The organism is Streptomyces sp. NPDC049627, assembly GCF_044465645.1.
Lineage (GTDB): Bacteria > Actinomycetota > Actinomycetes > Streptomycetales > Streptomycetaceae > Streptomyces.
Window position 1 is genome coordinate 257,341 of the sequence record NZ_JBITLW010000002.1, and the last position, 26,176, is coordinate 283,516.

At 67.8% G+C, this 26,176-nt stretch carries 26 protein-coding genes; 12 read left to right on the forward strand and 14 right to left on the reverse strand.

From position 1 onward, the window contains the following. Positions 1-75: 75 nt before the first annotated feature. The 3 genes from ACIBU0_RS06125 to ACIBU0_RS06135 all read right to left on the reverse strand — a co-directional run bounded on the left by ACIBU0_RS06125 (position 76) and on the right by ACIBU0_RS06135 (position 1,843). Positions 76-954, reverse strand: coding sequence for an IclR family transcriptional regulator (locus ACIBU0_RS06125; RefSeq protein ID WP_398812353.1), 879 nt, complete (start codon positions 952-954; stop codon positions 76-78). Between the two features lie 196 nt (positions 955-1,150). After that, a complete protein-coding gene (locus tag ACIBU0_RS06130) occupies positions 1,151-1,363 on the reverse strand; it encodes a DUF5326 family protein (protein WP_003991465.1) in 213 nt (70 codons plus the stop codon). 162 nt (positions 1,364-1,525) lie between these two features. Beyond that, on the reverse strand, positions 1,526-1,843 hold the full coding sequence (locus ACIBU0_RS06135; RefSeq protein WP_062721140.1) for a cupin domain-containing protein: 318 nt from the start codon (positions 1,841-1,843) through the stop codon (positions 1,526-1,528). A gap of 60 nt (positions 1,844-1,903) precedes the next feature. On the opposite strand from ACIBU0_RS06135, the gene ACIBU0_RS06140 reads away from it, so the two are divergent. The 5 genes from ACIBU0_RS06140 to ACIBU0_RS06160 all read left to right on the forward strand — a co-directional run bounded on the left by ACIBU0_RS06140 (position 1,904) and on the right by ACIBU0_RS06160 (position 5,638). Continuing rightward, a complete protein-coding gene (locus tag ACIBU0_RS06140; protein ID WP_398812357.1) occupies positions 1,904-2,281 on the forward strand; it encodes a phage holin family protein in 378 nt (125 codons plus the stop codon). Between the two features lie 7 nt (positions 2,282-2,288). Further along, a complete protein-coding gene (locus tag ACIBU0_RS06145; protein WP_398812360.1) occupies positions 2,289-2,780 on the forward strand; it encodes a low molecular weight protein-tyrosine-phosphatase in 492 nt (163 codons plus the stop codon). Beyond that, positions 2,777-3,931, forward strand: coding sequence for a cystathionine gamma-lyase (locus tag ACIBU0_RS06150; RefSeq protein ID WP_398812363.1), 1,155 nt, complete (start codon positions 2,777-2,779; stop codon positions 3,929-3,931). Before ACIBU0_RS06145 ends, ACIBU0_RS06150 begins: the two co-directional genes overlap by 4 nt. 230 nt (positions 3,932-4,161) lie before the next feature. Next, entirely contained in the window at positions 4,162-5,067 is a 906-nt protein-coding gene (locus ACIBU0_RS06155; RefSeq protein ID WP_398812365.1) for a LysR family transcriptional regulator, read from the forward strand. 88 nt (positions 5,068-5,155) lie between these two features. Next, positions 5,156-5,638 carry an NUDIX domain-containing protein gene (locus ACIBU0_RS06160; protein ID WP_398812368.1) on the forward strand — a complete coding sequence of 161 codons (483 nt, stop codon included), beginning with the start codon at positions 5,156-5,158 and terminating at the stop codon, positions 5,636-5,638. Positions 5,639-5,673: 35 nt separating this feature from the next. Here the strand turns inward: ACIBU0_RS06160 and ACIBU0_RS06165 are convergent, their stop codons facing one another. After that, complete coding sequence (locus tag ACIBU0_RS06165; RefSeq protein WP_398812371.1) at positions 5,674-7,083, reverse strand: globin domain-containing protein; 1,410 nt, start codon at positions 7,081-7,083, stop codon at positions 5,674-5,676. A 413-nt stretch (positions 7,084-7,496) separates the two neighbouring features. Beyond that, positions 7,497-8,129, reverse strand: a complete 633-nt coding sequence (locus tag ACIBU0_RS06170) for an HAD family hydrolase (protein ID WP_398812374.1) — start codon at positions 8,127-8,129, stop codon at positions 7,497-7,499. Between the two features lie 277 nt (positions 8,130-8,406). On the opposite strand from ACIBU0_RS06170, the gene ACIBU0_RS06175 reads away from it, so the two are divergent. Beyond that, complete coding sequence (locus ACIBU0_RS06175; RefSeq protein WP_398812378.1) at positions 8,407-9,273, forward strand: GNAT family N-acetyltransferase; 867 nt, start codon at positions 8,407-8,409, stop codon at positions 9,271-9,273. Positions 9,274-9,383: 110 nt separating this feature from the next. Here the strand turns inward: ACIBU0_RS06175 and ACIBU0_RS06180 are convergent, their stop codons facing one another. Then, the gene (locus ACIBU0_RS06180; RefSeq protein WP_398812381.1) at positions 9,384-10,595 is read right to left on the reverse strand and encodes an MFS transporter; all 1,212 of its coding nucleotides are present in this window, start codon (positions 10,593-10,595) and stop codon (positions 9,384-9,386) included. A 142-nt stretch (positions 10,596-10,737) separates the two neighbouring features. Here ACIBU0_RS06180 and ACIBU0_RS06185 point away from each other — a divergent pair, with 142 nt between their 5' ends. Next, on the forward strand, positions 10,738-11,190 hold the full coding sequence (locus ACIBU0_RS06185; RefSeq protein ID WP_398812384.1) for a GNAT family N-acetyltransferase: 453 nt from the start codon (positions 10,738-10,740) through the stop codon (positions 11,188-11,190). Between the two features lie 47 nt (positions 11,191-11,237). On the opposite strand, the gene ACIBU0_RS06190 is transcribed toward ACIBU0_RS06185, so the two are convergent. Continuing rightward, positions 11,238-12,629 carry a serine hydrolase domain-containing protein gene (locus ACIBU0_RS06190; RefSeq protein WP_398812386.1) on the reverse strand — a complete coding sequence of 464 codons (1,392 nt, stop codon included), beginning with the start codon at positions 12,627-12,629 and terminating at the stop codon, positions 11,238-11,240. A 59-nt stretch (positions 12,630-12,688) separates the two neighbouring features. Next, positions 12,689-14,161, reverse strand: a complete 1,473-nt coding sequence (gene dnaB / locus ACIBU0_RS06195; protein WP_398812389.1) for a replicative DNA helicase — start codon at positions 14,159-14,161, stop codon at positions 12,689-12,691. Between the two features lie 459 nt (positions 14,162-14,620). Here dnaB and ACIBU0_RS06200 point away from each other — a divergent pair, with 459 nt between their 5' ends. Next, on the forward strand, positions 14,621-15,958 hold the full coding sequence (locus tag ACIBU0_RS06200; protein WP_398812391.1) for an MATE family efflux transporter: 1,338 nt from the start codon (positions 14,621-14,623) through the stop codon (positions 15,956-15,958). A 131-nt stretch (positions 15,959-16,089) separates the two neighbouring features. Here the strand turns inward: ACIBU0_RS06200 and rplI are convergent, their stop codons facing one another. From rplI to rpsF, 4 genes are all read right to left on the reverse strand, one after another. Next, positions 16,090-16,536 carry a 50S ribosomal protein L9 gene (gene rplI, locus ACIBU0_RS06205; protein WP_398812394.1) on the reverse strand — a complete coding sequence of 149 codons (447 nt, stop codon included), beginning with the start codon at positions 16,534-16,536 and terminating at the stop codon, positions 16,090-16,092. Positions 16,537-16,554: 18 nt separating this feature from the next. Continuing rightward, positions 16,555-16,791: a 30S ribosomal protein S18 gene (gene rpsR, locus ACIBU0_RS06210; protein WP_003949403.1), complete on the reverse strand. Its 237-nt coding sequence runs from the start codon at positions 16,789-16,791 to the stop codon at positions 16,555-16,557. 45 nt (positions 16,792-16,836) lie between these two features. Next, complete coding sequence (locus tag ACIBU0_RS06215) at positions 16,837-17,421, reverse strand: single-stranded DNA-binding protein (RefSeq protein WP_398812397.1); 585 nt, start codon at positions 17,419-17,421, stop codon at positions 16,837-16,839. Positions 17,422-17,498: 77 nt separating this feature from the next. Continuing rightward, entirely contained in the window at positions 17,499-17,789 is a 291-nt protein-coding gene (rpsF, locus tag ACIBU0_RS06220; RefSeq protein ID WP_005482942.1) for a 30S ribosomal protein S6, read from the reverse strand. Positions 17,790-18,053: 264 nt separating this feature from the next. Between rpsF and ACIBU0_RS06225 the strand changes: the two genes are divergently transcribed. The 3 genes from ACIBU0_RS06225 (at position 18,054) to ACIBU0_RS06235 (ending at position 20,832) form a co-directional block, all read left to right on the forward strand. Further along, positions 18,054-18,368: a hypothetical protein gene (locus tag ACIBU0_RS06225; RefSeq protein WP_398812400.1), complete on the forward strand. Its 315-nt coding sequence runs from the start codon at positions 18,054-18,056 to the stop codon at positions 18,366-18,368. Between the two features lie 215 nt (positions 18,369-18,583). Further along, positions 18,584-19,702: a peptidoglycan bridge formation glycyltransferase FemX gene (gene femX / locus ACIBU0_RS06230; protein WP_398812403.1), complete on the forward strand. Its 1,119-nt coding sequence runs from the start codon at positions 18,584-18,586 to the stop codon at positions 19,700-19,702. Positions 19,703-19,800: 98 nt separating this feature from the next. Beyond that, a complete protein-coding gene (locus ACIBU0_RS06235; RefSeq protein WP_398812406.1) occupies positions 19,801-20,832 on the forward strand; it encodes an alanine racemase in 1,032 nt (343 codons plus the stop codon). A gap of 100 nt (positions 20,833-20,932) precedes the next feature. Here ACIBU0_RS06235 and ACIBU0_RS06240 read toward each other — a convergent pair whose 3' ends face one another. Then, entirely contained in the window at positions 20,933-22,432 is a 1,500-nt protein-coding gene (locus ACIBU0_RS06240) for a glycosyltransferase family 87 protein (RefSeq protein WP_398812409.1), read from the reverse strand. A gap of 287 nt (positions 22,433-22,719) precedes the next feature. Between ACIBU0_RS06240 and ACIBU0_RS06245 the strand changes: the two genes are divergently transcribed. Further along, positions 22,720-23,172 (forward strand): DUF2690 domain-containing protein, encoded by a 453-nt coding sequence (locus ACIBU0_RS06245; RefSeq protein WP_398812412.1) that lies wholly within the window; start codon positions 22,720-22,722, stop codon positions 23,170-23,172. A gap of 109 nt (positions 23,173-23,281) precedes the next feature. Here ACIBU0_RS06245 and ACIBU0_RS06250 read toward each other — a convergent pair whose 3' ends face one another. Next, positions 23,282-25,969, reverse strand: a complete 2,688-nt coding sequence (locus ACIBU0_RS06250; RefSeq protein WP_398812415.1) for a transglycosylase domain-containing protein — start codon at positions 25,967-25,969, stop codon at positions 23,282-23,284. Positions 25,970-26,176: the final 207 nt, after the last annotated feature.

The window sequence follows — 26,176 nt, forward strand, 5'->3', positions numbered from 1 at the left end:
CGACTGGCCGGGAACGGACCCCGACACTGGTGGAATCTTGCTGAACGTACACGAGAGATCACAAGGAGTGAGTTTTCAGATACTGATAGAGATCGCCAGTGACCCCAGGAGTCGCCCGATTTCGTCCTGCAGCTGCCGCGCCGCAGTCAGCAGCCGGTCGGCCTGATGGACGGGCAGCGAAATGGCCATCGTCGCGGCCGTGGTGCCCACCGTGATCGGGATCGCGGCGCACACGGTGCCCAGCGCGTACTCCTGGCGCTCGGTCACGGGCTCCATCCGGCGGGTCCGTTCGAGGCGTTGTAGCAGCGTGCGGCTGTCGCGCACGGTGTACGGGGTGATGGACTGCACGGGATGGCGGGCGAGGTGATCCCGGCGGGCGTCCTCGTCCAGTTGGGACAGCAGACACTGGCCGATGGCGTGCGCGTGGCCGGTCTCACGGAAGTCGGCCCACTCCTCGACCGCCGGATTGCCCGGAGTGTCGGAAACGCACATGACCTCGATCTCGCCGTCTCGGTACTGCGCGTAGTAAACGGGGACACCGATGGCATCACGCCATTGGGCGAGCGCGTCAGCAACCGTGCTGCGACGTTTCTGCTGGGCTCCACTACTGCTCAGCCGTACGGCTGCGTCGCCGAGGAAGAACAGCCCCTTGTCGCGGTGCAGATAGCCCTCGTGCACCAGCGTGCGCAACAGGTGGTAGGCGGTGGGCAGCGCCAACCCGGTCTCGCGGGCCAGTTGCTTGGCGGGGGCGCCGTACTCGTGCGAGGCGACGCATTCCAGCAGGCGCATCGCCCGCTGGACGGATCCGATGAGGGTCGCGGAATGCGGCTGTTCGGTGGGGGTGCGGGACGCCTGCCGCGGAACCTGGGGTGCTGAGGAAAGCGGCTGTCCCAAGGGCGTGTGAGGCTCTGAGGGTGCGTGGGGGTCTGAGGGTGCGGTGTCAACCGTGGCCAAGGGTCACTCCCGAAGCGCGAGGGGGGAGCCCGTGCGGGGGAACACGGGAGGGGGTGCACGCCGCTCACGGGGTCGTCCCCGCGTCGATTTCCGGACTCTATTCGTCCGCCACCGCTCGCAGACGCCCTGCCCGGAAAACTTCCCTCGCCCGAGGGAACCGGCGATTCCTGTTACCGCCTCCCTGTCCCCACGGCTCTCACCAGTCGCTGCGGGACGAGGAACTCGAGGTGAACTTCCGTACGACGTAGATCAGTCCACCGACCAGGGCCACGAAGACCAGCACCTTGAAGAGCAGTCCGATGACGAACCCGACGACGCTGGCGATCAGCCCGCCGAACACGACCAGGGCGATGACCGGCACCGCGACCCACTTCACCCACCACGGCAGTCCTGCGAAGATCTCGCGCATCGCTCTCGTCCTTATCTCTCCGCCCGTCACTGTGCCGGGTCCTGATTCTTCGAATCTGCTGATTCCCTGCACTCGATGCTAGGGCGGGCAGGTGCCCCGGCGGGGGCCTCGCAGCCCTTGTCCTCCCCTGATCGATCCCCTAGGGAACCCTGAGGCCGGAAGTCAGCTCTCGGGTGGAGAGAACACGACGAGCACCCGCAGGTCCTCGCTGATGTGGTGGAACTTGTGGGCGACCCCGGCCGGCACGTACACCACGCTGCCGCGCGCCACCTGCGTGGTCTCCATGCCGACCGTGATGTGGGCGCGGCCGCTCACAACGAAGTAGACCTCGTCCTGGTTGTGCGGCTTCTGTGGATCGTGCTCGCCGGCGTTGAGTGCGTACAGGCCGACCGACATGTTCCGCTCCCGCAGAAACTGCAGGTAGGCGCCCTCGTTGGCGGCGCGCTCCGCCTCCAGTTCATCCAGCCGGAATGCCTTCATCGCTGTCGTCCGCCCTTGTCCCACTGCTCATGGCCGATTTCGTCTGCCACGATCAGACACATGAAGAATTTCGTAGTCAAGACGATCGCCAACGCGGGTGCCCTGGCGGTCGCCGTATGGCTGCTCGACAAGATCACCCTGACCGGTGACAGCACGGGCAAGAAGGTCGGCACCCTGATCATCGTCGCGCTGATCTTCGGTCTGGTGAACTTCCTGGTCAAGCCAATAGTCAAGCTGCTCAGCCTGCCGCTGCTCATCCTGACGCTCGGACTGTTCACCCTGGTCGTCAACGCGCTGATGCTGCTGCTCACCTCGTGGCTGGCCGACCAACTCGACCTGAGCTTCCACGTCGAAGGCTTCTGGACCGCGGTTCTCGGCGGCCTGATCATCTCGATCGTCTCCTGGGCGCTGCATGTCGCCCTGCCCGACGGGGACTGAGCCTTCGATGACCTACCGCGTCTGCTTCGTCTGCACCGGCAACATCTGCCGCTCGCCCATGGCCGAGTCCGTCTTCCGAGCCCGGGTGGAGGAGGCCGGGCTCGACGGGCTGGTCGAGATCGACAGTGCCGGCACCGGCGGCTGGCACGAGGGCGACCCGGCCGACCCGCGCACCGTGTCCGTCCTCGAGGAACACGGGTACGACAGCGGCCACACGGCCCGGCAGTTCCAGCCGTCCTGGTTCGAACACCTCGACCTCGTCATCGCGCTCGACGCCGGCCACCTCAAGGCCCTGCGCCGCCTCGCCCCCTCGCCACAGGACGCGGAGAAGGTGCGGCTGCTGCGTTCCTACGATCCCGCCGCGGGCGACGACCTGGACGTTCCGGACCCGTACTACGGCGGCCGGGACGGCTTCGAGGAGTGCCTCGAGATGGTGGAGGCGGCCGGCACGGGACTCCTCGCGGCGGTCCGCGAGCAGGTGAAGGGACAGTCGGCATGAGCGATACGGGTGGGCAGCGGCTGTCATCCGGTGACGGGGAGGGCACGCGCGCAGTGCGGGCCGGGCTGCCCGAGCCGGTCAAGTACGAGCCCGCTCTGCCCGGCCCGGTGTTCGCCGCGCACTACCACCTGCCGGGCGAGCCCACGGGCCCGTACACCTACGGCCGCGACGAGAACCCGACCTGGACCCACCTCGAGCGCGCCATCGGCGAGTTGGAGACGCCGGGAGAGGGCGGCGTCGAGACGGTGGTCTTCGCGTCGGGCATGGCCGCGACGTCGTCGGTGCTCTTCTCCCAGCTGCGCGCCGGGGACGCGGTCGTCCTGCCCAGCGACGGCTACCAGGCGCTGCCCCTGGTGCGCGCGCAGCTGGAGACGTACGGCATCGAGGTGCGCACGGCGCCGACCGGCGGGGACGCCCAGCTCGGTGTCCTGGACGGCGCGAAGCTGCTGTGGATCGAGACCCCGTCCAACCCCGGCCTGGACGTGTGCGACATCCGGCGGCTCGTCGAGGCGGCACACGCGCGTGGCGCCCTCGTCGCCGTCGACAACACTCTCGCGACGCCGCTCGGGCAGCGGCCGCTGGAGCTCGGCGCCGACTTCTCCGTGGCCAGCGGCACCAAACAGCTGACCGGGCACGGCGATGTGCTGCTGGGGTACGTCACCGGCCGGGACGCCGAGGCCATGTCCGCCGTACGGCGCTGGCGCAAGATCACCGGGGCGATTCCGGGGCCCATGGAGGCCTGGCTCGCGCACCGCTCCCTCGCCACGCTCCACCTGCGCGTGGACCGGCAGAATGCCAGCGCACTCGCGGTGGCGGAGGCGCTGCGGGGGCGGCCCGAGGTGACCGGACTGCGCTATCCCGGGCTGCCCGACGACCCTTTCCACAAGGTCGCCGCGCAGCAGATGCGGCGCTTCGGCTGCGTGGTGTCCTTCACGCTGCCCACGCGCGCCCGTGCCGAGCGTTTCCTCGACGCCCTGCGGCTCGTCGACGACGCGACCAGCTTCGGCGGGGTGCGGTCCACGGCCGAGCGGCGCGGACGCTGGGGTGGCGACGCGGTGCCGGAGGGCTTCATTCGTATGTCGGTCGGTGCCGAGGATTCCGAGGATCTGGTCGCGGATGTGCTGCGTGCGCTGGACGAATCGGCTCGGTGACGGGGTTCGCCCGTGCGCCTTTCGGCGTGCGGCTGCATAGAACGGCGGTCCGAGCCTCCCCCCTCGTGGCTCGGACCGCCCTCGGTTCTGCGCGCGAAGAACCGCGCGAACAAGGCTAGTTGACTCTCTGTCAGTGTCCAATCACGGTAGCGACAGCGACCTATCGACTTATTTATAGTTGGGCCCTGCCCTGGGGGTGGGGAGAAGGGCGGGGAAAGGGAGGGTGCGGTATGGATCTGGCCTTGTTGCGCACCTTTGTGACCGTGCACCGGGCCGGTTCTTTCACCCGTGCTGCCGCGTTGCTCGGTCTGTCGCAACCGGCCGTGACCTCGCAGATCCGCACGCTGGAACGACAGTTGGGCCGTCCCCTGTTCCTACGGCAGGCCCGCGGGGTGACGCCGACGACCATCGGCGATGAGCTCGCCCACAAGGCCGCGCCGCACCTCGACGCCCTGGTGGAGATCGCCGAGACCGGCCTCGACGACGACTCTTCCTTACGCACCCTGCATCTCGCCGGCCCGCCCGAGTTCACCGCCGAGCGGGCGCTGCCCGCACTCACCGAGCTGACCGGGGAGGACGGCCAGGCCTTTGCGCTGCGCGCATCCTTCGGCAACGCCGAGGAAACTCTGGAAGGGCTGGCCGCCGGGCATCACGATCTGGCCATCAGCACGGCCCGTCCGCGCGGCGCTCTGCTCACCGCGACTCCGCTCTGCGACGAAGAGCATGTCCTCGTCGCCGCTCCCCACTGGGTCGACCGGATCGGCTCGGGGCACCTGCGCCACAAGGGAGCGCATGCCCTGGAAGACGTCCCGGTGGTGGAGGTGCACGAATCGCTGCCCTTCGTCTCCCGTTACTGGGCTTCGGTCTACGACTCCCGTCCCGCCGCCCCGGGAACCGTGATCGTCCCTGATCTGCGCGCGGTCCTCGCCTGCGCGACCGCCGGGGCAGGTCTTGCGGTATTACCTCGCTATTTGTGTGCGGCCGCCCTGGAGCATGGCGACGTCGTTGCTCTGCATGATCCGCCGGTGCCGCCGCTGCGGACGTACTTCCTGGTGGTCCGCACCGGCACCCTGGCGATGCCGCAGATCGCGCGGGCTCACGAGTGGCTGCTGCAAGCGGCTTCCGAGTGGGCCTGACCAGGGATTCTCTGGCCATTACCCGGTGAGCTCGATCGGTGACTATTCGCGATGTTTCACGTGGAACCAGCCGGGCCACATTTCTCCCATGACCGTCCGACCCGTGGTCAAGCGCACCGCCCGCGCCGTTCTGCTGCACGGTGACGACCTGATCCTGATCAAGCGCACCAAGCCCGGCATGGATCCCTACTGGCTCACTCCCGGTGGCGGGGTCGAGCCGACGGACGCCACCGTTGTCGAGGCCCTGCACCGCGAGGTCTACGAGGAACTCGGCGCGAAGATCATCGACGTGGTGCCCTGCTTCGTCGACACCGTCGAGCACATAGGCGAGGACGGCGGAGCGACCGGGGTGAAGGTGCAGCACTTCTTCGTCTGCCGTCTGGAGTCCATGGACACGTCCTTGCGCCATGGCCCCGAGGTCGACGAGCCCATCGGCGAGTACGAGATCGTGCGGGTGCCGTTCACCCGGGTCGGGATCGCCTCCGTCCATCTCGTACCGCTGTCGCTGCGGCACTACCTGGACGGGAACATCGAGGGCGTCCGCGCCATGCACGCCCCCGACCTGGGCTGATACTCACCGCCGGCCCCGCCTGCAGCGACGGCCGCTCAGCTCCCGATGACGACCAGTTCCTCCACCGAGTCATGGCGTATGCGCTCGAACGGCATGCCGATGTCTCTCAGCGCATCCACACCGCTGCGGATCATGCCGGGTGGTCCGGAGACGTAGGCGTCGTACTCGGTCCAGGGTCCGTGCTCGCGTATGGCGTCGGGAAGCTGGAGGAGCCCGTGCCGGTCCACGACCGGGCGGACATCCAGCCACGGGTGGGACTGCTGAAGCCTCAGCATCGTGTCGATGTCGTACAGGTCGTGGTCGGTGCGGGCGCCGTAGAAGACCTCGACCGGTCGCCGTTCGCCGTGCTCGGCGACGTCCTCGACGAGTGCCTTGATGGGCGCTATGCCGGTGCCTCCGCCCAGGCAGAGCAGGCCGCTGTTCGTGGTGTGGTCCACGGTCATCGAGCCGGCCGGCGGGCCGAGCCGGATGATGTCCCCCGGCCGGGCGCGGTGCACCAGCGCGTTGGAGACCCAGCCCGCGGGCACGGCCTTCACATGGAACGTCAGCAGGCCGTCGGACCGGGGCGCCGAGGCGAAGGAGTAGTGGCGCCAGATCCGCGGCCACCAAGGCGTCTCCACGCTCGTGTACTGCCCGGCGAGGAAGGGATAGGGCTGGTCGGGGCGGACGGTGACGACCGCGATGTCCCTGGTCCTGAGATCGTGCGACACCACCTCCGCGTACCACCAGGCGGGGGCGCGCAGTTCATCCGCCGCGGCTGCGTCGATCATGACCTGCGAGATCGTCGTGTAGGCCCGGACCCAGGCGGCCTCCATCTCCCCGTCCCAGACGCCGGCCGCGTACTTGCTCAGCGCGCCGATGAGGCACTCGCCGACGGCCGGGTAGTGCTCCGCCCGAGTGCCGTATTTGCGGTGACCGCGGCCGAGGTTCTGCAGGTACTCGACGAGGACGGGCTTGTTGTCGATGTGCTCGGCCGCGGTGAGCAGAGCCTTGAGCAGCCGGTCCCGCTGGGTGTCCATCGCGGCCGGGAACAGGGAGCGCAGGTCGGGGTGGCGTACGAAGAGCAGGGCGTAGAAGTACGAAGTGACCTTGTCGGCCACGGGCGCGACCTCGGCCATCGTCCGCCGGATCAGGATGGCGTCCGGTGAGGCGGGTTGGGCCGGGGCGGGGCGCTGGGTCGGAACGCTCAGTTGGAGGGAGGGCGGGGACATCGGGGTGGGTGGAGCCGGGGTCGGAGGTCCAGCAAGGTCCGGTGTGCGGTGACCGGAGTCCTCGTCCGCGGGGGCCGGCTCTGCGGGGTCATCGGTCACGGCGAGCTGTGTGCTGTCCTCGGCCGGCTTCTGTTCGGTGTCCGGGGTCGTCGCCGGCTGCTTGCGCGGCGAGAACCAGCCACCCCCGCCGCCGGAAGTGCCGTTGTCGGCCGACGTGGTGGTCGGAGCGTCCATGGTCTGCCTCGCCTCGAACATCTTTCGGTCGGTCTGCGCACTTCCCGGTCGGAAGGTGCCTGCTTCCCCCGTGACGGCTTGCTCTCCCCGTTCTTCGCTGTGACCAAGACGGCCACATTCAACCCGTCTTCACACTCGGTACGGACAAGTAGGGCGAGAGTGTGACATTGGCCGCAGTATTCACACCGCAGCATCCCATCGTGTGGGGGCACCCCGGCCACATACCGGAGAATGCGGGTCTTCGATCTCTCCGTCCCGTTAGGCTGCATTGCCTTGTGCTCGGTCCGCGCCGGGAGTCTGCATCACAGCTCGGACACGAACCGGAGTCGACCCTACCGGCCGACGCCCCGATCACAAGTCCCCCCTTCCTCTCTCACGAATGGGGCGAGGAGGCGAACGGGCAATTGCTTCAATTAGCGGCCTCTGCGCACCAATTCATAGGCTTCCCACAGATCCATCCCCATGTAGGAGTGGGTCGCGAGGCCGGCCAGATGGCGGTCGGCGTTGACCGCGACGGACACAGGGACGGCACCGAACAGGTCCTTGTCCGACAGCGAATCGCCATACGCAACGCAGTCACCCCGCTCCACCCCGAACTCCTCACAAAGCCGGTCAGCGATGCGGACCTTGGCTGCGGCGCTGAGCACCCCCGCCGGATCGACGGGTTCGGTGAACGGCACGGCCGGAAAGCGCGAGCCGTACGCCGCATGCGCGCCCCAGTCCGTCAGTCGCTCCACGAAGAAGGAGGGCGAGAGCGATATGACGGCGCAGTAGTCGCCCTGTCCCCTGATCTCCGCCCACACGTCACGGATCCGGGCCAGCCAAGGAGCGCCCTCGAACGCGGCCGTCACATGGGCCTGGGTGAGATCCACCCAGAGCTCGTGCACCCGCGTCGCATACTCCGGAGGCCCGATCAGCCCCGCCGAGATCTCTCGGTCGAGCGCCACGGTCTCGGCTTCCAACCCGAGTTGCCGTGAGATCTCCACCGGCGCCGACGTTCCGTGCAGAAGCGTGCCGTCGAGATCGAAAAGGTGAAGTCTCGCCATGGGCCATGAGGCTAATGCGACGGGCTGTCGCTCCCCCGGGCGATCGGAAACAGTTGAGCGGTCGCCGCATGGCCTCGCCTCGCGGCTCGGCGCACGCTCGCCTCTCGCCCTCAATGACCGCTCTCCTGATGGACGCTCGACGTTCGTCCATGTTTCACGTGAAACACCCGGCATCAGTCCGGCGCGTTGTGCGGTGGGCCATGACATGGCCAAAAGCTCGTACGTCTCCCCGGAAACGGCTGGACGATCAGGGCCATCGTCAGACAGCCTGACCTGCGTGCCGACTCCTTCCCTCGCCGCTCTGCCCATCCGCCGTCTGACGCCTCGCGATCTCACCGCCTGTGCCGACTTGTCCGAGGATCGGGGCTGGCCCCGTGAGGAACACAAGTGGGGATTCCTCCTCACCGCAGGGAAGGGCTACGGCATCGACGACCCCGACGGCGGCCTTGTCAGCGCCTGCGTCGTCACGGCGTACGGACCTCAGAACCGCCCCGATCTGGGTGCGATCGGCATGGTCCTGGTCGCCGAGCGGCATGCCCGCCGGGGCGTCGGACGCCGATTGATGCGTCATGTCATCTCCGCGATGGGCACGACACCGCTGACGCTGCATGCGACGCCGAACGGCCAACCGCTCTACGAGGAACTCGGCTTCAAGACCACCGGCCGGGCAGAGATGGTGCGCGGGCACTTCACGACCGGCGGCTCGGGGTCCAGGGTCACCACGCGTGCGGCCACCGCCGAGGACCTCACGGCGATCCTGCGCCTCGACGAGGAGGTGTTCGGCACCGACCGTACACACATCATCACGCGGTTGCCCGCTTTCACCGACCAGCTGCGCGTGGCTGAGGAGAACGGCCGCATCATCGGGTACGCGGGCGCCTGGCCCAATATGGACACGCAGGTCGTCGGCCCGCTGATCGCCCGCGACACAGAGACTGCGAAGGCGCTCATCGCCTCCCTCGCCGCCCACACCGATCGCCCGTTGCGCACCGACATCGACGTACGCCACGACGAGCTGCTGACCTGGGTGAAAGAGCACGGCCTGACCTCCGTCGCCTTCAACTCGGTCATGACGCATGGCATCACGGAACTGCCGGGCGACTGGACCCGGCGATTCGCTCCCCTGACGGTGGCGGCGGGCTGAGGTTCTCCGCTGCGGATTACGGCACGGAGCTGCGGGTCGAGACCCCTGGAAACGCCGGTACCCGTGAGGAACCGGCGTTTCGTCGTCGATACGGAAAACTGTCTGCCGGCTCAGTGGTGCACGGCGGCTCGCTGCTCGGCGGGCACGGTGCCGGTGACGACGGTGCCGCCGGGTGCTCCGCCGCAGCGCTCCAGTGCTGCCGAGAGGAACGCCAGCAGTAGTGCGGCCGCGGCGAGGGCGGCGCCGACCCAGTTGGGGGACGTGTAGCCGAAGCCGGCCGCGATGACGAGGCCGCCGAGCCAGGCGGAGAGGGCGTTGCCGAGGTTGAAGGCACCGATGTTCACGGCCGAGGCCAGGGTCGGGGCACCGTGGGCCTGGTCGAGGACCCTCTTCTGCAGGGGAGGGACGGTGGCGAAGCCCAGGGCGCCGATCAGCGCGATGGTGACCGCCGCGAGGACCTTGGTGTGCGCCGTGAGCGTGAAGAGCGCGAGAACGACGGCGAGGGCGCCGAGGGAGACGTACAGCATGGGCATCAGGGCTCGGTCGGCGTACTTGCCGCCGACGAGGTTGCCGCCGACCATGCCGAGGCCGAAGAGGACCAGCAGCCAGGTGACGGAGCCGTCGGCGAAGCCGGCGACATGGGTCATCATCGGCGCGATGTAGGTGATGGCCGCGAAGACGCCGCCGAAGCCGAGGACCGTCATCGCCATGGCGAGCAGGACCTGGGCGTTCTTGAACGCTGCCAGCTCGTGGCGCAGGTGCACGCCCTGCGGCTTGGGCATGTCGGGCACCAGCTTGGCGACGCCGACCAGGCCGATGACGCCGAGAGCGGCAACGATGCCGAAGGTGACACGCCAGCCGGCGGCCTGCCCGACGAATGTGCCCAGCGGGACGCCGACGACATTGGCGACGGTCAGGCCGGTGAACATCATCGCGATGGCTCCGGCCTTCTTGTCCGGGGCCACCAGGTCGGCCGCGACGACCGATCCGATGCCGAAGAAGGCGCCGTGGGCGAGCGAGGCGACCACACGGCCGATCAGCATGACGGCGAAGACGGGGGCGAGGGCCGACAACAGGTTGCCCGCGATGAAGAGGCCCATCAGCAGCATCAGCATCCTCTTGCGGGGCACCTTGGTGCCGAGCACGGTCATCAGGGGAGCGCCGAGGACCACGCCGAGCGCATAGCCGGTCACCAGGAATCCGGCGGTGGGGATGGAGACTCCGAAGTCGCCCGCGACCTCGGGCAGCAAGCCCATGATCACGAACTCGGTCGTTCCGATTCCGAAGGCCCCGATCGCGAGGGCGAGAAGCGCGAGAGGCATGAAGGGGGACACCTACCCAGAAGATTGCGAGAGCGCTTTACGTGTCACGACAATACTTGCATACGCCTGATACTTGCAAGCGCGGGCTATTGCGCTCACCGACCGCCCCTGCGACCCCACGGTGCCGCCATAGGGTGGAGACATGGGAGATCTTGAAATACGGCCCGCCGTCGCCGATGACATTCCCGCGATCGTCGCCATGCTCGCGGACGATCCGCTGGGCGCACAGCGCGAGTCACCGGACGACCTGACCCCCTACCTGTCAGCGATCGAGCGGCTCAGCAACGATCCGAATCAGCACTTGGTCGTCGCCGTCCGCGAGGGCCGCGTCGTGGGCACGCTCCAGCTCACGGTCATCCCCGGACTGTCGCGGCGAGGCTCCACCAGGTCGATCATCGAAGCCGTCCGCATCCACGCCGACGAGCGAGGCAGTGGTCTCGGCACGCAGCTCATCGAGTGGGCGATCGGCGAATCCCGGCGCCAGAAGTGCCAGCTGGTGCAGCTGACCTCCGACAAGAGCCGTACGGACGCCCACCGCTTCTATGAGCGGCTCGGTTTCACCGCCTCGCACGTGGGCTTCAAACTCGCTCTGTGAAACAGCGAAGCGCCTGTTTCACGTGAAACAGGCGCTTCGCCGGACCATCAGAACGAGCCGCTGCCCCGCCACCCGTCGGGATCCACACCACCCGGCACGGCTGCCCCCTCGTCGTACGGCTGACGCGTGAAGACGAACGACCCGAGGTCCAGATGGTCCACGGACCCGTCCGGGCGTCGCACGGCCTTCAGAAGCTCGCCCGCGTAGTAGCCCTCCAAGCCCGTCCAAGTGCCGTCGCCGTTGGCGCGGAACCGAGAGCGGCGCCCCTTGCCCGACAACGGCTCCAGTGAGACGAGTCCGTCGGCGGTCAGCCGCAGGGCGAAGGCATACGTGCCCCAGTACCACTGGCCCGTCAGCTCCAGGATCGCCGGGTCGATCTCGGACATGGGCCGCCAGGGCTCCGGAATCCTCGGCTCGGCCTCGGCGACGATACGGACGAGGTCGGCGGCGACGAGAGAGACCAGCGGACCGGAGGTGCAGTTGGCCAGCACCACGGCCGCGACGTCGTCCTCCACACTGAGGGTCAGGCTCGCCAGAAATCCCGGCAACGACCCACCGTGCCCCACGAGGAGCCGTCCGTCCCGGTGCTGGATCTGCAGACCGAGGCCGTACGCCGCACCGTCCACCACGTCGACGGCCTCGGGTGGCGCCGCAGGCGTCCGCATCTCCCGCACGGTCTCGGCGCTCAGCACCCGGTCGTCCCCCTTGGCCAGAAACACCGCGAACCTCGCCAAGTCCTCTGTTGTCGACCACAGTTGACCAGCCGGTGCCATCCGTCCCAGGTCTTCTCCAGGCTCGGGAAGCATCGCATCGGCCCAGGGATGCACCGCCCAACCTCCCGCGTGCGGCGCCTGCGGTCGCGCGCTCGTACGCTTCAGGCCCAGGGGTTCGAGCACTTCACGCCGGAGTACGTCCTCCCACGGAGCCCCACGCAGCTTCTCCACCAGAGCGCCGAGGAGCGTGTAGCCGGGGTTCGAGTAGTGGAACCGGCGGCCGGACGGATGCAGCAAGGGCCGTTCGCCCAGGACGTCGGAGAGTTCGGGCCGCAGGGATCCGGAGGTCCGTTCCCACCACGGAGCGGGTGACTCGGCCGCCAACCCGCTGGTGTGGGCGAGCAGTTCGGCGATGGTGGCCTCCCCTACACCGGTGCCCGGTAGGTGCTTCTCCAGCGGATCACCGAGGCCGAGCAGGCCCTCGTCACGCAGTCGCAGCACGAGAACGGCGGTGAAGGTCTTGGTGATCGAGCCGATGCGGTACTGCACGTTCGCGTCCGGCCCATGCCCGTCCACCGACGTACGCGAGCCGTGCCACACGGCCCGCCCGTCCCGTACGACCGCGGCCACCAGTGAGGGCGCACGCCCTTCGGCCTGGGCCACGGCGATGCGGTGCAGCAGTGCCCGGCGCGTGGTGGGGAGCAGCTCTTCCTGAGATGTCGTCATGCCCCCAGTGCATCCCGGTGGCCGTTCGGGAGTCGAGCGGATATCCCCCAACTGCCGGATCAGGTCTGTGCCATGTCCACGAATCGCGAGTAGTGCCCCTGGAAGGCGACGGTGATCGTCGCCGTCGGACCGTTACGGTGCTTGCCCACGATGATGTCCGCCTCGCCCGCGCGTGGTGACTCCTTCTCGTAGGCGTCCTCACGGTGCAGCAGGATCACCATGTCGGCGTCCTGCTCGATGGAACCGGACTCACGCAGGTCGGACACCATCGGCTTCTTGTCCGTACGCTGCTCGGGACCACGGTTCAGCTGCGAGAGCGCGATCACCGGGACCTCCAGCTCCTTGGCCAGAAGCTTGAGGTTACGGGACATGTCCGAGACCTCCTGCTGACGGCTCTCGGAGCGCTTGCCACCGGACTGCATCAGCTGCAGATAGTCGATGATGACGAGCTTGATGTCATTGCGCTGCTTCAGCCGGCGGCACTTCGCGCGGATCTCCATCATCGACAGGTTCGGGGAGTCGTCGATGTAGAGCGGCGCCGCCGAGACCTCGGGCATCCGCCGCGCCAAGCGTGTCCAGTCCTCGTCCGTCATGGTGCCGGAGCGCATGTGATGCAGGGCGACTCGTGCCTCGGCCGACAGCAGACGCATCGCGATCTCGTTGCGCCCCATTTCCAGGGAGAAGATGACGCTCGCCAGGTTGTGCTTGATCGACGCCGCCCGCGCGAAGTCCAGCGCGAGCGTGGACTTGCCCATGGCGGGACGGGCAGCGATGACGATCATCTGACCCGGGTGCAGGCCGTTGGTGAGTGAGTCGAGGTCTGTGAAACCGGTGGGTACACCGGTCATCTCACCGGTGCGGGAGCCGATCGCCTCGATCTCGTCGAGCGCGCCCTCCATGATGTCGCCGAGCGGCAGATAGTCCTCGCTGGTGCGCTGCTCGGTGACCGCATAGATCTCGGCCTGGGCGCGGTTGACGATCTCGTCGACGTCGTCGTCGGCCGCGTATCCCATCTGTGTGATGCGGGTGCCGGCCTCGACCAGGCGGCGCAGCACGGCCCGCTCATGGACGATCTCCGCGTAGTACTCGGCGTTCGCCGCCGTCGGCACCGTCTGGACCAGGGTGTGGAGATACGAGGCGCCGCCGACCTTGTTGATCTCGCCGCGTTTGGTCAGTTCGGCGGCGATGGTGATGGGGTCGGCCGGCTCACCCTTGGCATAGACGTCGAGGATCGCCTGGAAGATCGTCTCGTGTGCGGGCTTGTAGAAGTCGTGGCCCTTGAGGACCTCGACGACATCGGCGATGGCGTCCTTGGACAGGAGCATGCCGCCGAGGACGGACTGTTCGGCGTCGAGGTCCTGCGGCGGTACCCGCTCGAAAGCCGAACCGCCGTCCCACTCGCCGGTGTCCCGGCCACGCTCATGCTGGTCGTCGCGGCCACGGCCGCCGTCGCTGCGTCGGCGGGAGGCGGGCAGACGATCACTGGGACCGCTGTCGGCCCAGGGGTCGTCCAAGGGCTCGGAAATGCTCACCGAGCCACCTCCTCCCGTCCGCCGAGCGGACCTCAGCGTGCCCCTCTGTTCTACGGCACGCCACTGACAAATGAGAGGCCCAACTCCGTTTCTGCTGCGTCGGCTTTGCGGCGTTTGCACGGCCGACGGACGGAGCGGGCGCCGGACCACGGTAGGCCCCCCGGCACCGTCAGCCAATCTGGTTATCCACAGGCCATGTGGACGACGGCCCGGATGCTGTGGAGAACTCCGCAAAACCTGTGCACGACCCGGTGGACAGCCCTGTGAACAAGCCCCGCGCGATTCCCCGATAGATCTGTTGACCTGCACGTTTACCGTCCACCGGCTGTGCAGAAGAAAAACTTCCCCAGTCGGATCAAGATCGCTTCGAACAGTGCGCAAGAGCACATGCGACCAGACCCTAAGTAAGGGTCAGAGACCCATTGCATCTCTTACCTGTGGACGATTAGATTGGTGGTCATGACACAGGCTCCCGCGACCCCCAAGGCCGCCCGACGACAGCACGACCGAGAGATCGTCGCACTGGCCGTCCCGGCCTTCGGCGCACTCGTCGCCGAGCCTCTCTTCGTCATGGCCGACAGCGCCATCGTCGGCCACCTCGGCACCGCACAGCTCGCCGGTCTCGGCGTCGCCTCGGCCCTCCTCATGACAGGGGTCAGCGTCTTCGTCTTCCTCGCCTACGCCACCACGGCTGCCGTTGCCCGACGCGTCGGCGCCGGGGACCTTCAGGCCGCCATCCGCCAGGGCATGGACGGCATCTGGCTGGCCCTCCTGCTCGGTGCCGCCGTCGTCGCGGTCGTCCTGCCCACGGCACCGTCCCTCGTCGAACTCTTCGGAGCCTCGGACACCGCAGCCCCGTACGCGACCACCTATCTGCGGATCTCGGCACTCGGCATCCCCGCCATGCTCATCGTGCTCGCCGCCACCGGCGTTCTACGCGGCCTGCAGGACACCAAGACGCCCCTCTACGTCGCCATCGCGGGCTTCGTCGCCAACGCCGCCCTCAACGCGGGCCTCGTCTACGGCGCCGACCTCGGCATCGCGGGTTCCGCCTGGGGTACGGTCATCGCCCAGTGCGGCATGGCCGCGGTCTATCTCGTGGTCGTCGTCCGCGGTGCCCGCAAGCACGGCGCCTCTTTGCGCCCCGACGCGGCCGGGATAAGAGCTTCGGCACAAGCCGGAGCGCCCCTGCTGGTCCGCACGCTCTCGCTGCGGGCCATCCTGATGATCGCCACAGCCGTCGCGGCCCGCCTCGGTGACGCCGATATCGCGGCGCACCAGATCATCCTGTCGCTGTGGAGCCTCCTCGCCTTCGCGCTGGACGCCATCGCCATTGCCGGGCAGGCCATCATCGGACGGTATCTCGGTGCCGGCGACGCCGAGGGCGCCCGGGCGGCCTGCCGCCGCATGGTGGAGTGGGGCATCGCCGCGGGTGTCGTCCTCGGACTACTCGTGGTGATCTCGCGCCCCGCGTTCCTGCCCTTGTTCACCGGTGACTCCTCGGTCAAGGACACCGCGCTGCCCGCCCTGGTGATCGTGGCGCTTTCGCAACCGATCTGTGGCGTCGTCTTCGTCCTGGACGGCGTCCTCATGGGAGCAGGCGACGGCCCTTACCTTGCCTGGGCCATGGTGCTCACGTTGGCGGTCTTTGCTCCGGTCGCACTGCTGGTCCCCGTGCTCGGTGGCGGTCTCACCGCACTCTGGGGAGCAATGACGCTGATGATGGCGGTGCGCATGCTGACGCTCTGGCTACGCGCCCGCTCGGGCCGTTGGCTCGTCACGGGAGCGACCCGCTGACCGTTTCACGTGAAACAGCGTGTTTCACGTGAAACAAGTCCGAACCACAGTGCACAGGAAGAGGCCACAGAGAAGGGGCCGTACCCGTGGGTACGGCCCCTTCTCTCAGCTGTTCAAGCCGAGCGCAGCGGTCAGGCCGCGACAACCTCGATGTTGACCTTGGCGGCAACCTCGGGGTGCAGACGCACGGACGTCTCGTGGGCGCCCAGGGTCTTGATCGGCGAGCCGAGCTCGATGCGGCGCTTGTCGACCTCGGGGCCACCGGCAGCCTTGATCGCGGAGGCGATGTCGGCCGGGGTGACGGAACCGAAGAGACGACCGGCGTCGCCGGAGCGGACGGCCAGACGGACCTTCACACCCTCGAGCTGGGCCTTGACAGCGTTGGCCTGCTCGATGGTCTGGATCTCGTGGATCTTGCGAGCACGACGGATCTGCTCGACGTCCTTCTCGCCACCCTTGGTCCAGCGGATAGCGAACTTCCGCGGGATGAGGTAGTTGCGAGCGTAACCGTCCTTGACGTCGACGACGTCGCCCGCGGCACCGAGGCCGGAGACCTCGTGGGTGAGGATGATCTTCATTAGTCGGTCACCCTTCCCTTAGCGCGCGGTGGAGGTGTAGGGCAGCAGCGCCATCTCACGGCTGTTCTTCACGGCCGTGGCGACGTCACGCTGGTGCTGCGTGCAGTTGCCGGTCACGCGGCGGGCACGGATCTTGCCGCGGTCGGAAATGAACTTCCGCAGCATGTTCGTGTCCTTGTAGTCCACGTACGTGACCTTGTCCTTGCAGAATGCGCAGACCTTCTTCTTCGGCTTGCGCACAGGCGGCTTCGCCATGGTGTTTCTCCTGTGTGATCAAGAAGTTTGGGGTCGAGCCCGCCCCTAGAAGGGAGGCTCGTCCGAGTAGCCGCCGCCACCGCCGCCGCCGCCGGAGTTTCCACCCCAGCCGCCGCCACCGCCCTGGCCACCGGCGGGAGCGCCGGTCGCCCACGGGTCGTCGGCGGGAGCGCCGCCGCCCTGCTGGCCGCCACCGGGGCCTCCGCCCCAGCCGCCGCCACCCTGGCCGCCACCGCCGCCGAAGCCGCCGCCCTGGCCACCGCGGCCGGCGGTCTTGGTGACCTTGGCCGTGGCGTTGCGCAGGCTGGCGCCGACTTCCTCGACGTCCAGCTCGTAGACCGTGCGCTTGACGCCCTCACGGTCCTCGTAGGACCGCTGCTTCAGCCGGCCCTGCACGATGACGCGCATGCCTCGCTGGAGCGACTCGGCGACGTTCTCCGCAGCCTGACGCCAGACCGAGCAGGTGAGGAACAGGCTCTCGCCGTCCTTCCACTCGTTGGTCTGACGGTCGAAGGTGCGCGGGGTGGACGCGACACGGAACTTCGCGACCGCCGCACCGGAGGGGGTGAAGCGCAGCTCGGGGTCATCGACAAGATTGCCGACGACCGTGATGACGGTCTCGCCTGCCATGGGGAACCTCTCGGCGGGTTTGCTCTGGCTGCTTGGTTGCTGCTACTCGAATCCCGAGATCAGCTGAGCGGGAGAGCTCAGTGGGTCTCGGGGCGGAGGACCTTGGTCCGGAGGACCGACTCGTTCAGGTTCATCTGGCGGTCGAGCTCCTTGACGACCGCAGGCTCGGCCTGCAGGTCGATGACCGAGTAGATGCCCTCGGGCTTCTTCTTGATCTCGTACGAGAGACGACGACGGCCCCAGGTGTCGACCTTCTCGACCTTGCCGTTGCCCTCACGGACGACGGAGAGGAAGTTCTCGATCAGGGGGGCGACAGCGCGCTCCTCCAGATCGGGGTCGAGGATGACCATCACCTCGTAGTGACGCATGTGGAACCCACCTCCTTTGGACTCAGCGGCCACGGTCGTTCCGTGGCAGGAGGGTTGTGATGCGTACGCAACGGTATCGGCCGCCACTGACAATCGGGGGTGACCTCGCGGTTTCCCCGAGCTGGCCTGGGCAGACACCAATGCAGACGGTACAGAGTACCCGCACACGTGCTTCCGGTTGAAATCAGCCCACGGAGCCCGTCAATCTGTACACATCGGGTGTGTACGGCGCTACGATGCGCCGCCTTCCGCAGGAGGTGCCCTATGGCACAGGCAATGCGACCCAACACCGTCGGAGGCCTTTTCGCCACGGACGGGAAGCCCCACCCGCTCCAGGACACCTTGCTCGCGGTGACCCTGGTGCTCGGCATCACGTCCTTCGTCGTCGCGCTCGCCGACGACGACCTGCACCTGCTCAGCTCCTGGACCGGTCTGGTGGGCATCCTCACCGGCGCGTACGGCCAGTGGGTCTCGGAGACGACCCGCGAGCGCTTCGGCCTGATCATCGGTCTCGGCGCCTCCGCGGTCGGCTTCTTCCTGGGCATGGCGCACGGCGGCCTCTTCGGCGGGGTCTTCTGACGCCAGGGACACCGCTCTCCTCCCGTCGGCCGCGGAGGCCGCCCTCCGAACGCCGGCGGAGCACCGCATAGAACACCGTCGAACGCCGCGGCCAGGCACGGGCCGGGGCGCAGCTGCCGTACGCCCAGTCGGGGCGCTTCCCAGGCGCAGTAGGCTTCCGCGAGAGCCGGAGCCCCTGTACCCATGGGGACACACCAGCCCGAGGAGCGCCCCGAATGAGCCTGACCCTGAGGACGATCAGTCGCGAGCAGCATCTGGCGTACATCCAGAGCCTGCCGTCGGCGAGCCACATGCAGGTCCCGGCCTGGGCGGACGTGAAGGCAGAGTGGCGCTCGGAGAGCCTCGGCTGGTTCGACAAGTCCGGTGAGCTGGTCGGCGCGGGTCTCGTCCTCTACCGGCAGCTGCCGAAGATCAAGCGCTATCTCGCCTACCTGCCCGAGGGCCCGGTCATCAACTGGTTCGCGCCAAATCTGACCGACTGGCTGGAACCGATGCTGGCACATCTGAAGCACCAGGGCGCCTTCTCCGTGAAGATGGGCCCGCCGGTGATCATCCGGCGCTGGGAGGCCGGCTCCATCAAGCAGGGCATCCAGAACCCGGACGTGAAGCGCCTGCGCGACATCGAGGCGGACTTCATCGAGCCGCGTGCCTTCGAGGTCGCCGACAAGCTGCGCCGTATGGGCTGGCAGCAGGGTGAGGACGGCGGGGCCGGCTTCGGCGACGTACAGCCCCGCTATGTCTTCCAGGTGCCGCTCGCGAACCGCTCTCTGGAAGAGGTCCACAAGAACTTCAACCAGCTGTGGCGCCGCAACATCAAGAAGGCCGAGAAGGCCGGCGTCGAGGTCGTCCAGGGTGGCTACGAGGACCTCGCCGAGTGGCAGCGGCTGTACGAGATCACGGCCGTGCGCGACCACTTCCGGCCGCGCCCGCTGTCGTACTTCCAGCGCATGTGGACGGCCCTCAACACCGAGGACCCCAACCGCATGCGGCTGTACTTCGCCCGGCACAACGGGGTGAACCTGTCGGCGGCGACGATGCTGATCGTCGGCGGGCACGTCTGGTACTCCTACGGGGCCTCCGACAACATCGGCCGTGAGGTCCGGCCCTCGAACGCGATGCAGTGGCGGATGCTGCGCGACGCCTACGCGCTCGGCGCGACCGTCTACGACCTGCGCGGCATCTCCGACTCGCTGGACGAGACCGACCACCTCTTCGGCCTGATCCAGTTCAAGGTGGGCACGGGCGGCCAGGCCGCCGAGTACCTCGGCGAGTGGGACTTCCCGCTGAACAAGCTGCTCCACAAGGCGCTCGACATCTACATGTCGCGTCGCTGACCTCGCACTCCCTGCTTCGATACCGTCAACTGCTGCGCCGTCGATAGCTTCCATATCTCTGATACACCGCAGCCACGAGAAAGGTTCCAGGTCCGGCCATGGCGCTCACGCTCTACGTCGACACCGCGCGCTGGCGGGCGCACCACAAGCACGTGCAGGAGCAGTTCCCGGGGCTCGTCCCGGTCTGCAAGGGCAACGGCTACGGGTTCGGGCACGAGCGGCTGGCGGAGGAGGCCACGCGGCTGGGCTCCGACGTTCTCGCCGTCGGGACGACGTACGAGGCCGCGCGCATCAAGGACTGGTTCGGCGGTGACCTGCTGGTGCTGACGCCGTACCGGCGCGGCGAGGAGCCGGTGCCCCTGCCGGACCGGGTCATCCGGTCGGTGTCGTCGGTGGACGGCGTGTACGGCCTCGTGGGCGCGCGTGTCGTCATCGAGGTGATGTCGTCGATGAAGCGGCACGGCGTGAACGAGCACGACCTGCCGCAGCTGCACGCCGCCATCGAGAACGTCCGGCTGGAGGGCTTCGCCATCCACCTGCCGCTGGACCGCACCGACGGCTCGGACGCGGTCGAGGAGGTCATCGGCTGGATGGACCGGCTGCGCGCGGCCCGGCTGCCGCTGCACACGATGTTCGTCAGCCATCTCAAGGCCGAGGAACTCGCCCGCCTGCAGCAGCAGTTCCCGCAGACCCGGTTCCGTGCCCGTATCGGCACGCGGCTGTGGCTGGGGGACCACGAGGCCACCGAGTACCGCGGCGCGGTCCTGGACGTCACGCGCGTGGCGAAGGGCGACCGGTTCGGCTACCGGCAGCAGAAGGCGGCCTCGGACGGCTTCCTGGTGGTCGTCGCGGGCGGCACCTCGCACGGGGTGGGTCTGGAGGCTCCCAAGGCCCTGCACGGCGTCATGCCGCGCGCCAAGGGCGTCGCCCGGGCCGGCCTGGCCACGGTCAACCGGAACCTTTCTCCGTTCGTCTGGGGCGGCAAGCAGCGCTGGTTCGCCGAGCCGCCGCACATGCAGGTCTCGATCCTGTTCGTCCCGGCGGACGCCCCCGAGCCGAAGGTCGGCGACGAGCTCGTCGCCCATCTGCGGCACACCACCACGCAGTTCGACCGGCTCGTCGACCGCTGACACCGGGCAGCCGCCGCTCGGCAGCGCCGCAACGGGCAAAGGCCGTACACGGACCCTTCCGCGTACGGCCTTCTGCGTGTCCTTCCTACGTCCTGTTCGCTCAGAGCGAACCGCCGGCCGTCCCCTTGTCGCCCCACTCCACCTGCGGCCCGTCGAAGTGGGCCGCGTGCCGCGGTGGATGGGCCGCGGAGCCGAGCACGAACACGTCCTCCGCCCGGTCGAGCACCCCGCCCGAGGGATCGTCGTCGCCCGCCCTGCGCACCGGATCCCGCTCCGGCATGAGGATGTCCCGTACGACGACGGCGCACAGGTACAGCGTCCCCAGCAGGTGCACGCCGATGGCCCAGTGGTAGCCGTCGGGCGGCAGCCCCTTGTGGGCGTCCCCGCTGGTCGTGTACGCGAGGTACATCCAGATGCCCAGGAAGTACGCCACCTCGCACGCCTGCCAGATGAGGAAGTCCCGCCACCTCGGCCGGGCCAGCACGGCCAGGGGAACCAGCCACAGGACGTACTGCGGTGAGTAGACCTTGTTGGTGACGATGAACGCCGCCACGATCAGGAAGGCCAGCTGGGCGAAGCGCGGACGGCGCGGGGCGGTGAGCGTGAGTGCGGCGACCCCGGCACAGCACAGCAGCATCAGCAGCGTGGCGATCGTGTTGACGGTCTCGGTGCTGAGCGGGTCGGTGGAGTTCTGCGCCATGATCAGCCAGAAGGAGCCGAAGTCGACGCCCCGTTCCTGGCTGAACCGGTAGAACTGCGACCAGCCGTCCCAGGCCAGGAGCATCACCGGAAGGTTCACGACCAGCCAGGCGAAGACCGTGCCGCCCAGTGCCCTGCCGAAGTCCCGCCACTTGCCCGCACGCCAGCACAGCACGAACAGCGGGCCGAGCAGGAAGACGGGGTAGAGCTTCGCGGCCGTGGCGAGCCCCAGCAGGATGCCGAAGGCCAGCGAGCGGCCACGCGACCACATCAGCATCGCTGCGGCTGTCAGGGCGACGGCCAGCAGGTCCCAGTTGACGGTCGCGGTCAGCGCGAACGCGGGGGCCAGGGCGACCAGCAGGCCGTCCCAGGGGCGGCGGGCGTGCGTGCGGGTCACGCAGACGGCGATGACGGCCGCGCAGACCATCAGCATCCCGGCGTTGACCATCCAGTACCACTGCTCCTGGTCCTGGATGCTGCCGCTGCCCGGGGTGAGCCAGGAGGCGACCTCCATGAACACACCGGTCAGCACCGGGTATTCGAGGTACTTCATGTCGCCGGGGAGCTCGTCGAAGTACGGCACGAGCCCGTCGGCGAAGCCGCGCCCCTGGTAGAGGTGCGGGATGTCCGAGTAGCAGGCGTGCGTGTACTGCGAGCTGGCGCCGAAGAACCAGGCGCCGTTGTAGCAGGGCGCCTTCTGGACGAGGCCGAGGGCGAACATGCCGATCGCCACGAGCGCGACGATCCGCACGGGGGTCCACCAGGACGTCCCGAGCAGGGCGCGCCGTCCGATGGGGCCGCCGATCAGCTCACTCCCGCCGGCGGCGACCTCGTCCTCCTTGGTCGGCCGCACCGTGTCCGGCTCGTGCCCGCTCGTGGGCGTCGTCTCTGCACTGGGCATGGGGGACATCCTGCCGTACGAGACTGAGAACGGAAGCCGGGCCTCATGGTTCTGTTCGGGAATCCCGGGGTTTCCCCTCCATTTGAAAACCTCGACGGCATGGCGTAATTACGCCAAAACTTTGTCCGGTAGATGCCCATCCGGCAGCATTATTGATCTTGCCGACGTAGCTTTTTCGGCAGTAAGGTGCCCGACTGGGGGTTTCGGGCCCAAAACCGTCGGCATTTTCTTCGCATCACGACTTCGCGCCGAATCGGGCTCCGGGTGCGCGAATCAGGGGAGGCTTCATGAACAGGAAACTGTCGTCCAGGATTTCCGTGGTCGCCACCGCGGCCGTGGCAGGCGTACTGATTCCACTGGCCGGCACGTCGTACGCGGCGGGCTGCAATTCGACGGGGTGTGACAACAAGGGCCCTGTGACCATGGGCTGCAACGACCAGTACACGACCACGGCGCGGACCGTGAACAACAACGGCCGGATCGCCGAGCTCAGGTGGTCGAGCACCTGCGACGCGGCCTGGGTGCGCGTGCACAACGAGTCGAGCAACCCGGTCTACAACGCCTACGGGTACATCGAGAAGTACAGCACGTCCGGGGCCTTCATCAAGTCGCTTTCCGTTCGCGTGCCGGACTCCGGTTCCGACTGGTCGAACATGCTGGGCGGAGCCTCGTACAACTACCGTGTGTGTATCAGCTTCGTCGGGAACGAGTACCCGCTGAAGTGCAGCACGAAATTCTGAGAGTTTCCTCCGCGCGCCGAGGAGTTTCCTCCGCCCGCTGAACGTGGAATGGCCACCGACTGCTTCAGTCGGTGGCCATTCCACGTTCAGACGGTCAGTCAGAGGGGCCTCAGCCCGACGGGCCTCCGAAAATGCCTCCATTGCCGTTGCCATTGCCGTTGCCGTCGGTCGCCGTCTCCGTCGGAGTCGGCTCCGTGGTCACGCCGCCGTCGGTGCCGGCCGTGCCCGATCCGCCGTTGTCGTTGCACTGCCAGCCGAACTGGCAGGACTCGGTCGGCGTGGGCGTCGGCGAGGTCAGCGACTCGCTGGGCGACGGGCTCGGGGTCGGGCTGGCCTCCTCCGTCTGGCTGGGCGTCGGAGTGGGCGTCGGGGTCGGGACGTCGTTGATGACCTCACCGATGGGCTCCGGCGTGGGGAACTGCTCCGGGTCGGTGCCCTTCAGCGCTTGTTCCATGTAGTCGTGCCAGATGATGGACGGGAACGAGGCACCGTGGATCTTCTTCTGCCCGCCCGTGCCGAACATCTTCAGGAACTCGCGGTTCTGGTTCTTCTCGTTGTCGTCGTAGCGGAACATCGAGATCGCCGTCGACAGCTGCGGGGTGTAGCCCACGAACCAGGCGGAGCGGTTGCCGTCGGTGGTACCGGTCTTGCCGGCTACGTCACGACCGGTCAGCTGGGCCTTGGTGCCCGTGCCCTTCTCGACCACGGTCTTCAGAACGTCCGTGACGTTGTCGGCGACCAGCGGGGTGAAGGCGTTCCTGGTCTCGCTCTCGTGGACGAAGACCTCGCCGTCCTTGTCCTTGACCTTCGTGACGGAGAACGGAGAGTTCTGCTTTCCGCTGGCGGCGAAGGTCGCGTACGCGCCCGCCATGCGGATCGCGCTGGGCTGCGAGGTGCCGATGGAGAAGGACGGGTAGTCGGTGCCGGTCAGGCTGCTCTCCAGGAGGCCCGCGTCCTCGGCAGCCTCCTTCACCTTGTCCAACCCGACGTCCATGCCGAGCTGCACAAAGGCGGAGTTCACCGACTCCCGCATCGCCTCGCGGAGGTCGATCTGGTAGTTCGGGGGGCTGCCGTACGACTCGTCACCGTCGTTGACCTGGTTCCACTGCTTGCTCTTCTCGTCCGTCCAGATCTCCCCGTTGTAGTCCTTGATCTTCAGCTTGTTCTTGCCGCTGTAAAGGCTCTTCGGGGAGACCTTGGTGCGCTCGTCCTGCGCCTGTTCCGGCCCGAGGTTCTTGTTCCTCACGCCCCACTTCATCGCGGCGGCGAGCACGAACGGCTTGAACGTCGAGCCGACCTGGGCACCTGTCACGTCACAGTTGTTGGTGAAGTGCTTGGTCGCGTCCGTGCCTCCGTAGCAGGCCTTGATCGCACCGGTGGCCGGGTCCACGGTGGCCCCGCCGAACTGGACATGGGTGTCGGTCTCCGGGCGCTCATCGGGCTTGATGTTGGCCTTGTAGACCTTCGTCACGGCCTTCTCGAGCTCGTTGACCTTCTTCTTGTCGAAGGTCGTGAAGATCGAGAGCCCGCCCTGCCGCAGCCTGCGCTCGGTGATCTTGGTCTTTTCGCTGTTGTTGACCAGGTAGCTGTTCGCCAGGTCGACGAGGTAGCCGATCTGGCCGCTCAGCGCGCTGTTGAAGCGGGGGTTCTGCACCTTGGGCAGCTCGGTGTACTTGGCGCGGATCGCGGGGTCGAGGTGCCCGTACTCGACCATCTTGTTGAGGGTGTCCTGCATCTGGGCCTTGGCCCGCCTGCTGTTGGCCTCGGGAGTGGCCGCCGGGTCGATGGACGTCGAACCCGCGGGGTCGTAGTACGTGGCGCCCTTGAGCATGGCCGCCAGGAAGGCACATTGGCCCTCGTTCAGCTTGATGGCGTCCTTGTTGAAGTACGCGCGGGCGGCGGCCTGGATGCCGTAGGCGTTACGACCGTAATAGGCGGAGTTCAGGTAGCCCGCCATGATGTCGTCCTTCGACACCGTGGTGCCCACCTTGATCGAGACGAAGATCTCCTGGAACTTCCGCGAGAGCGTCTGCGACTGGTCGTCCAGCATCGCGTTCTTGACGTACTGCTGCGTGATCGTCGAGCCGCCCTGGGTCTCACCGCCCCTGGCCATGTTGAACAGGGCGCGGGCGATGCCCTTGGGGTCGATACCGCTGTCGCTGCGGAAGGTCTTGTTCTCCTGCGAGATCACCGCGTTCTGCATGGCCTTGGGGATCTGCGACAGGTTGACGATCTGCCGGTTCGTCTCACCGCCCGTGGAGACCATCTCGGTGTTGTCGGACCAGTAGTAGACGTTGTTCTGCGCCGTCGCAGTCTTGGCGACGATGGGGACGTCCACCGTGGCGAACCCGATGCCGGCCACCGCGACCAGGCTCCCGAGGAAGCCGAGGAAGAGGCCCGTCACCAGCTTCCACGACGGCACCCACCGCGCAACGCCGTACTTCCCGGCACGCGGGTAGTCGATGAACCGCTTCCTGCCGGGCGCGGCTGCGCGCCCTCTGCCTCGTCCAGGACCGTTCGGACCACCGGGAGCGGCACGCCGGCCGCCTCGGCCCGGTTCAGCCGCTCTGCGGCGGCCGCCTCCACTTCTCTGTGCCGCGCGTCGGGCCTCGGCACGGCCGCCGTACGGCCGCTCCTCGTCTCTGGACCCGTAGCCCAGCCCGTACGCGTCGGCGGAGGACCCGGTGGCGCCTCGCGGTGCCGCTCGGCGACCGGAGGACGAGCCGGACTGGCCGCGTCGGGCCGCGGCACGTCCGCCTCCCTGCGGCTGCGGCGGTTTGCGACGGTGCTCGCTCATCGAACGACTACTCCTCGGGCAGGCGCACCCCTGGGCGCCTGTCAACGACGGCTGTTTTCCGGTCCCCCCGGAGTACGGATGTGGTCCGTTCGGCATTCACCCGTACTGCACCAAGGACAACGACGCCCTCAGGCGTCGCTCGGTTCCCGGTGGTCTGCATGGCGCACAGACTACGCACCGCCAAAGCCCACCCAGCCCCGAACTTCA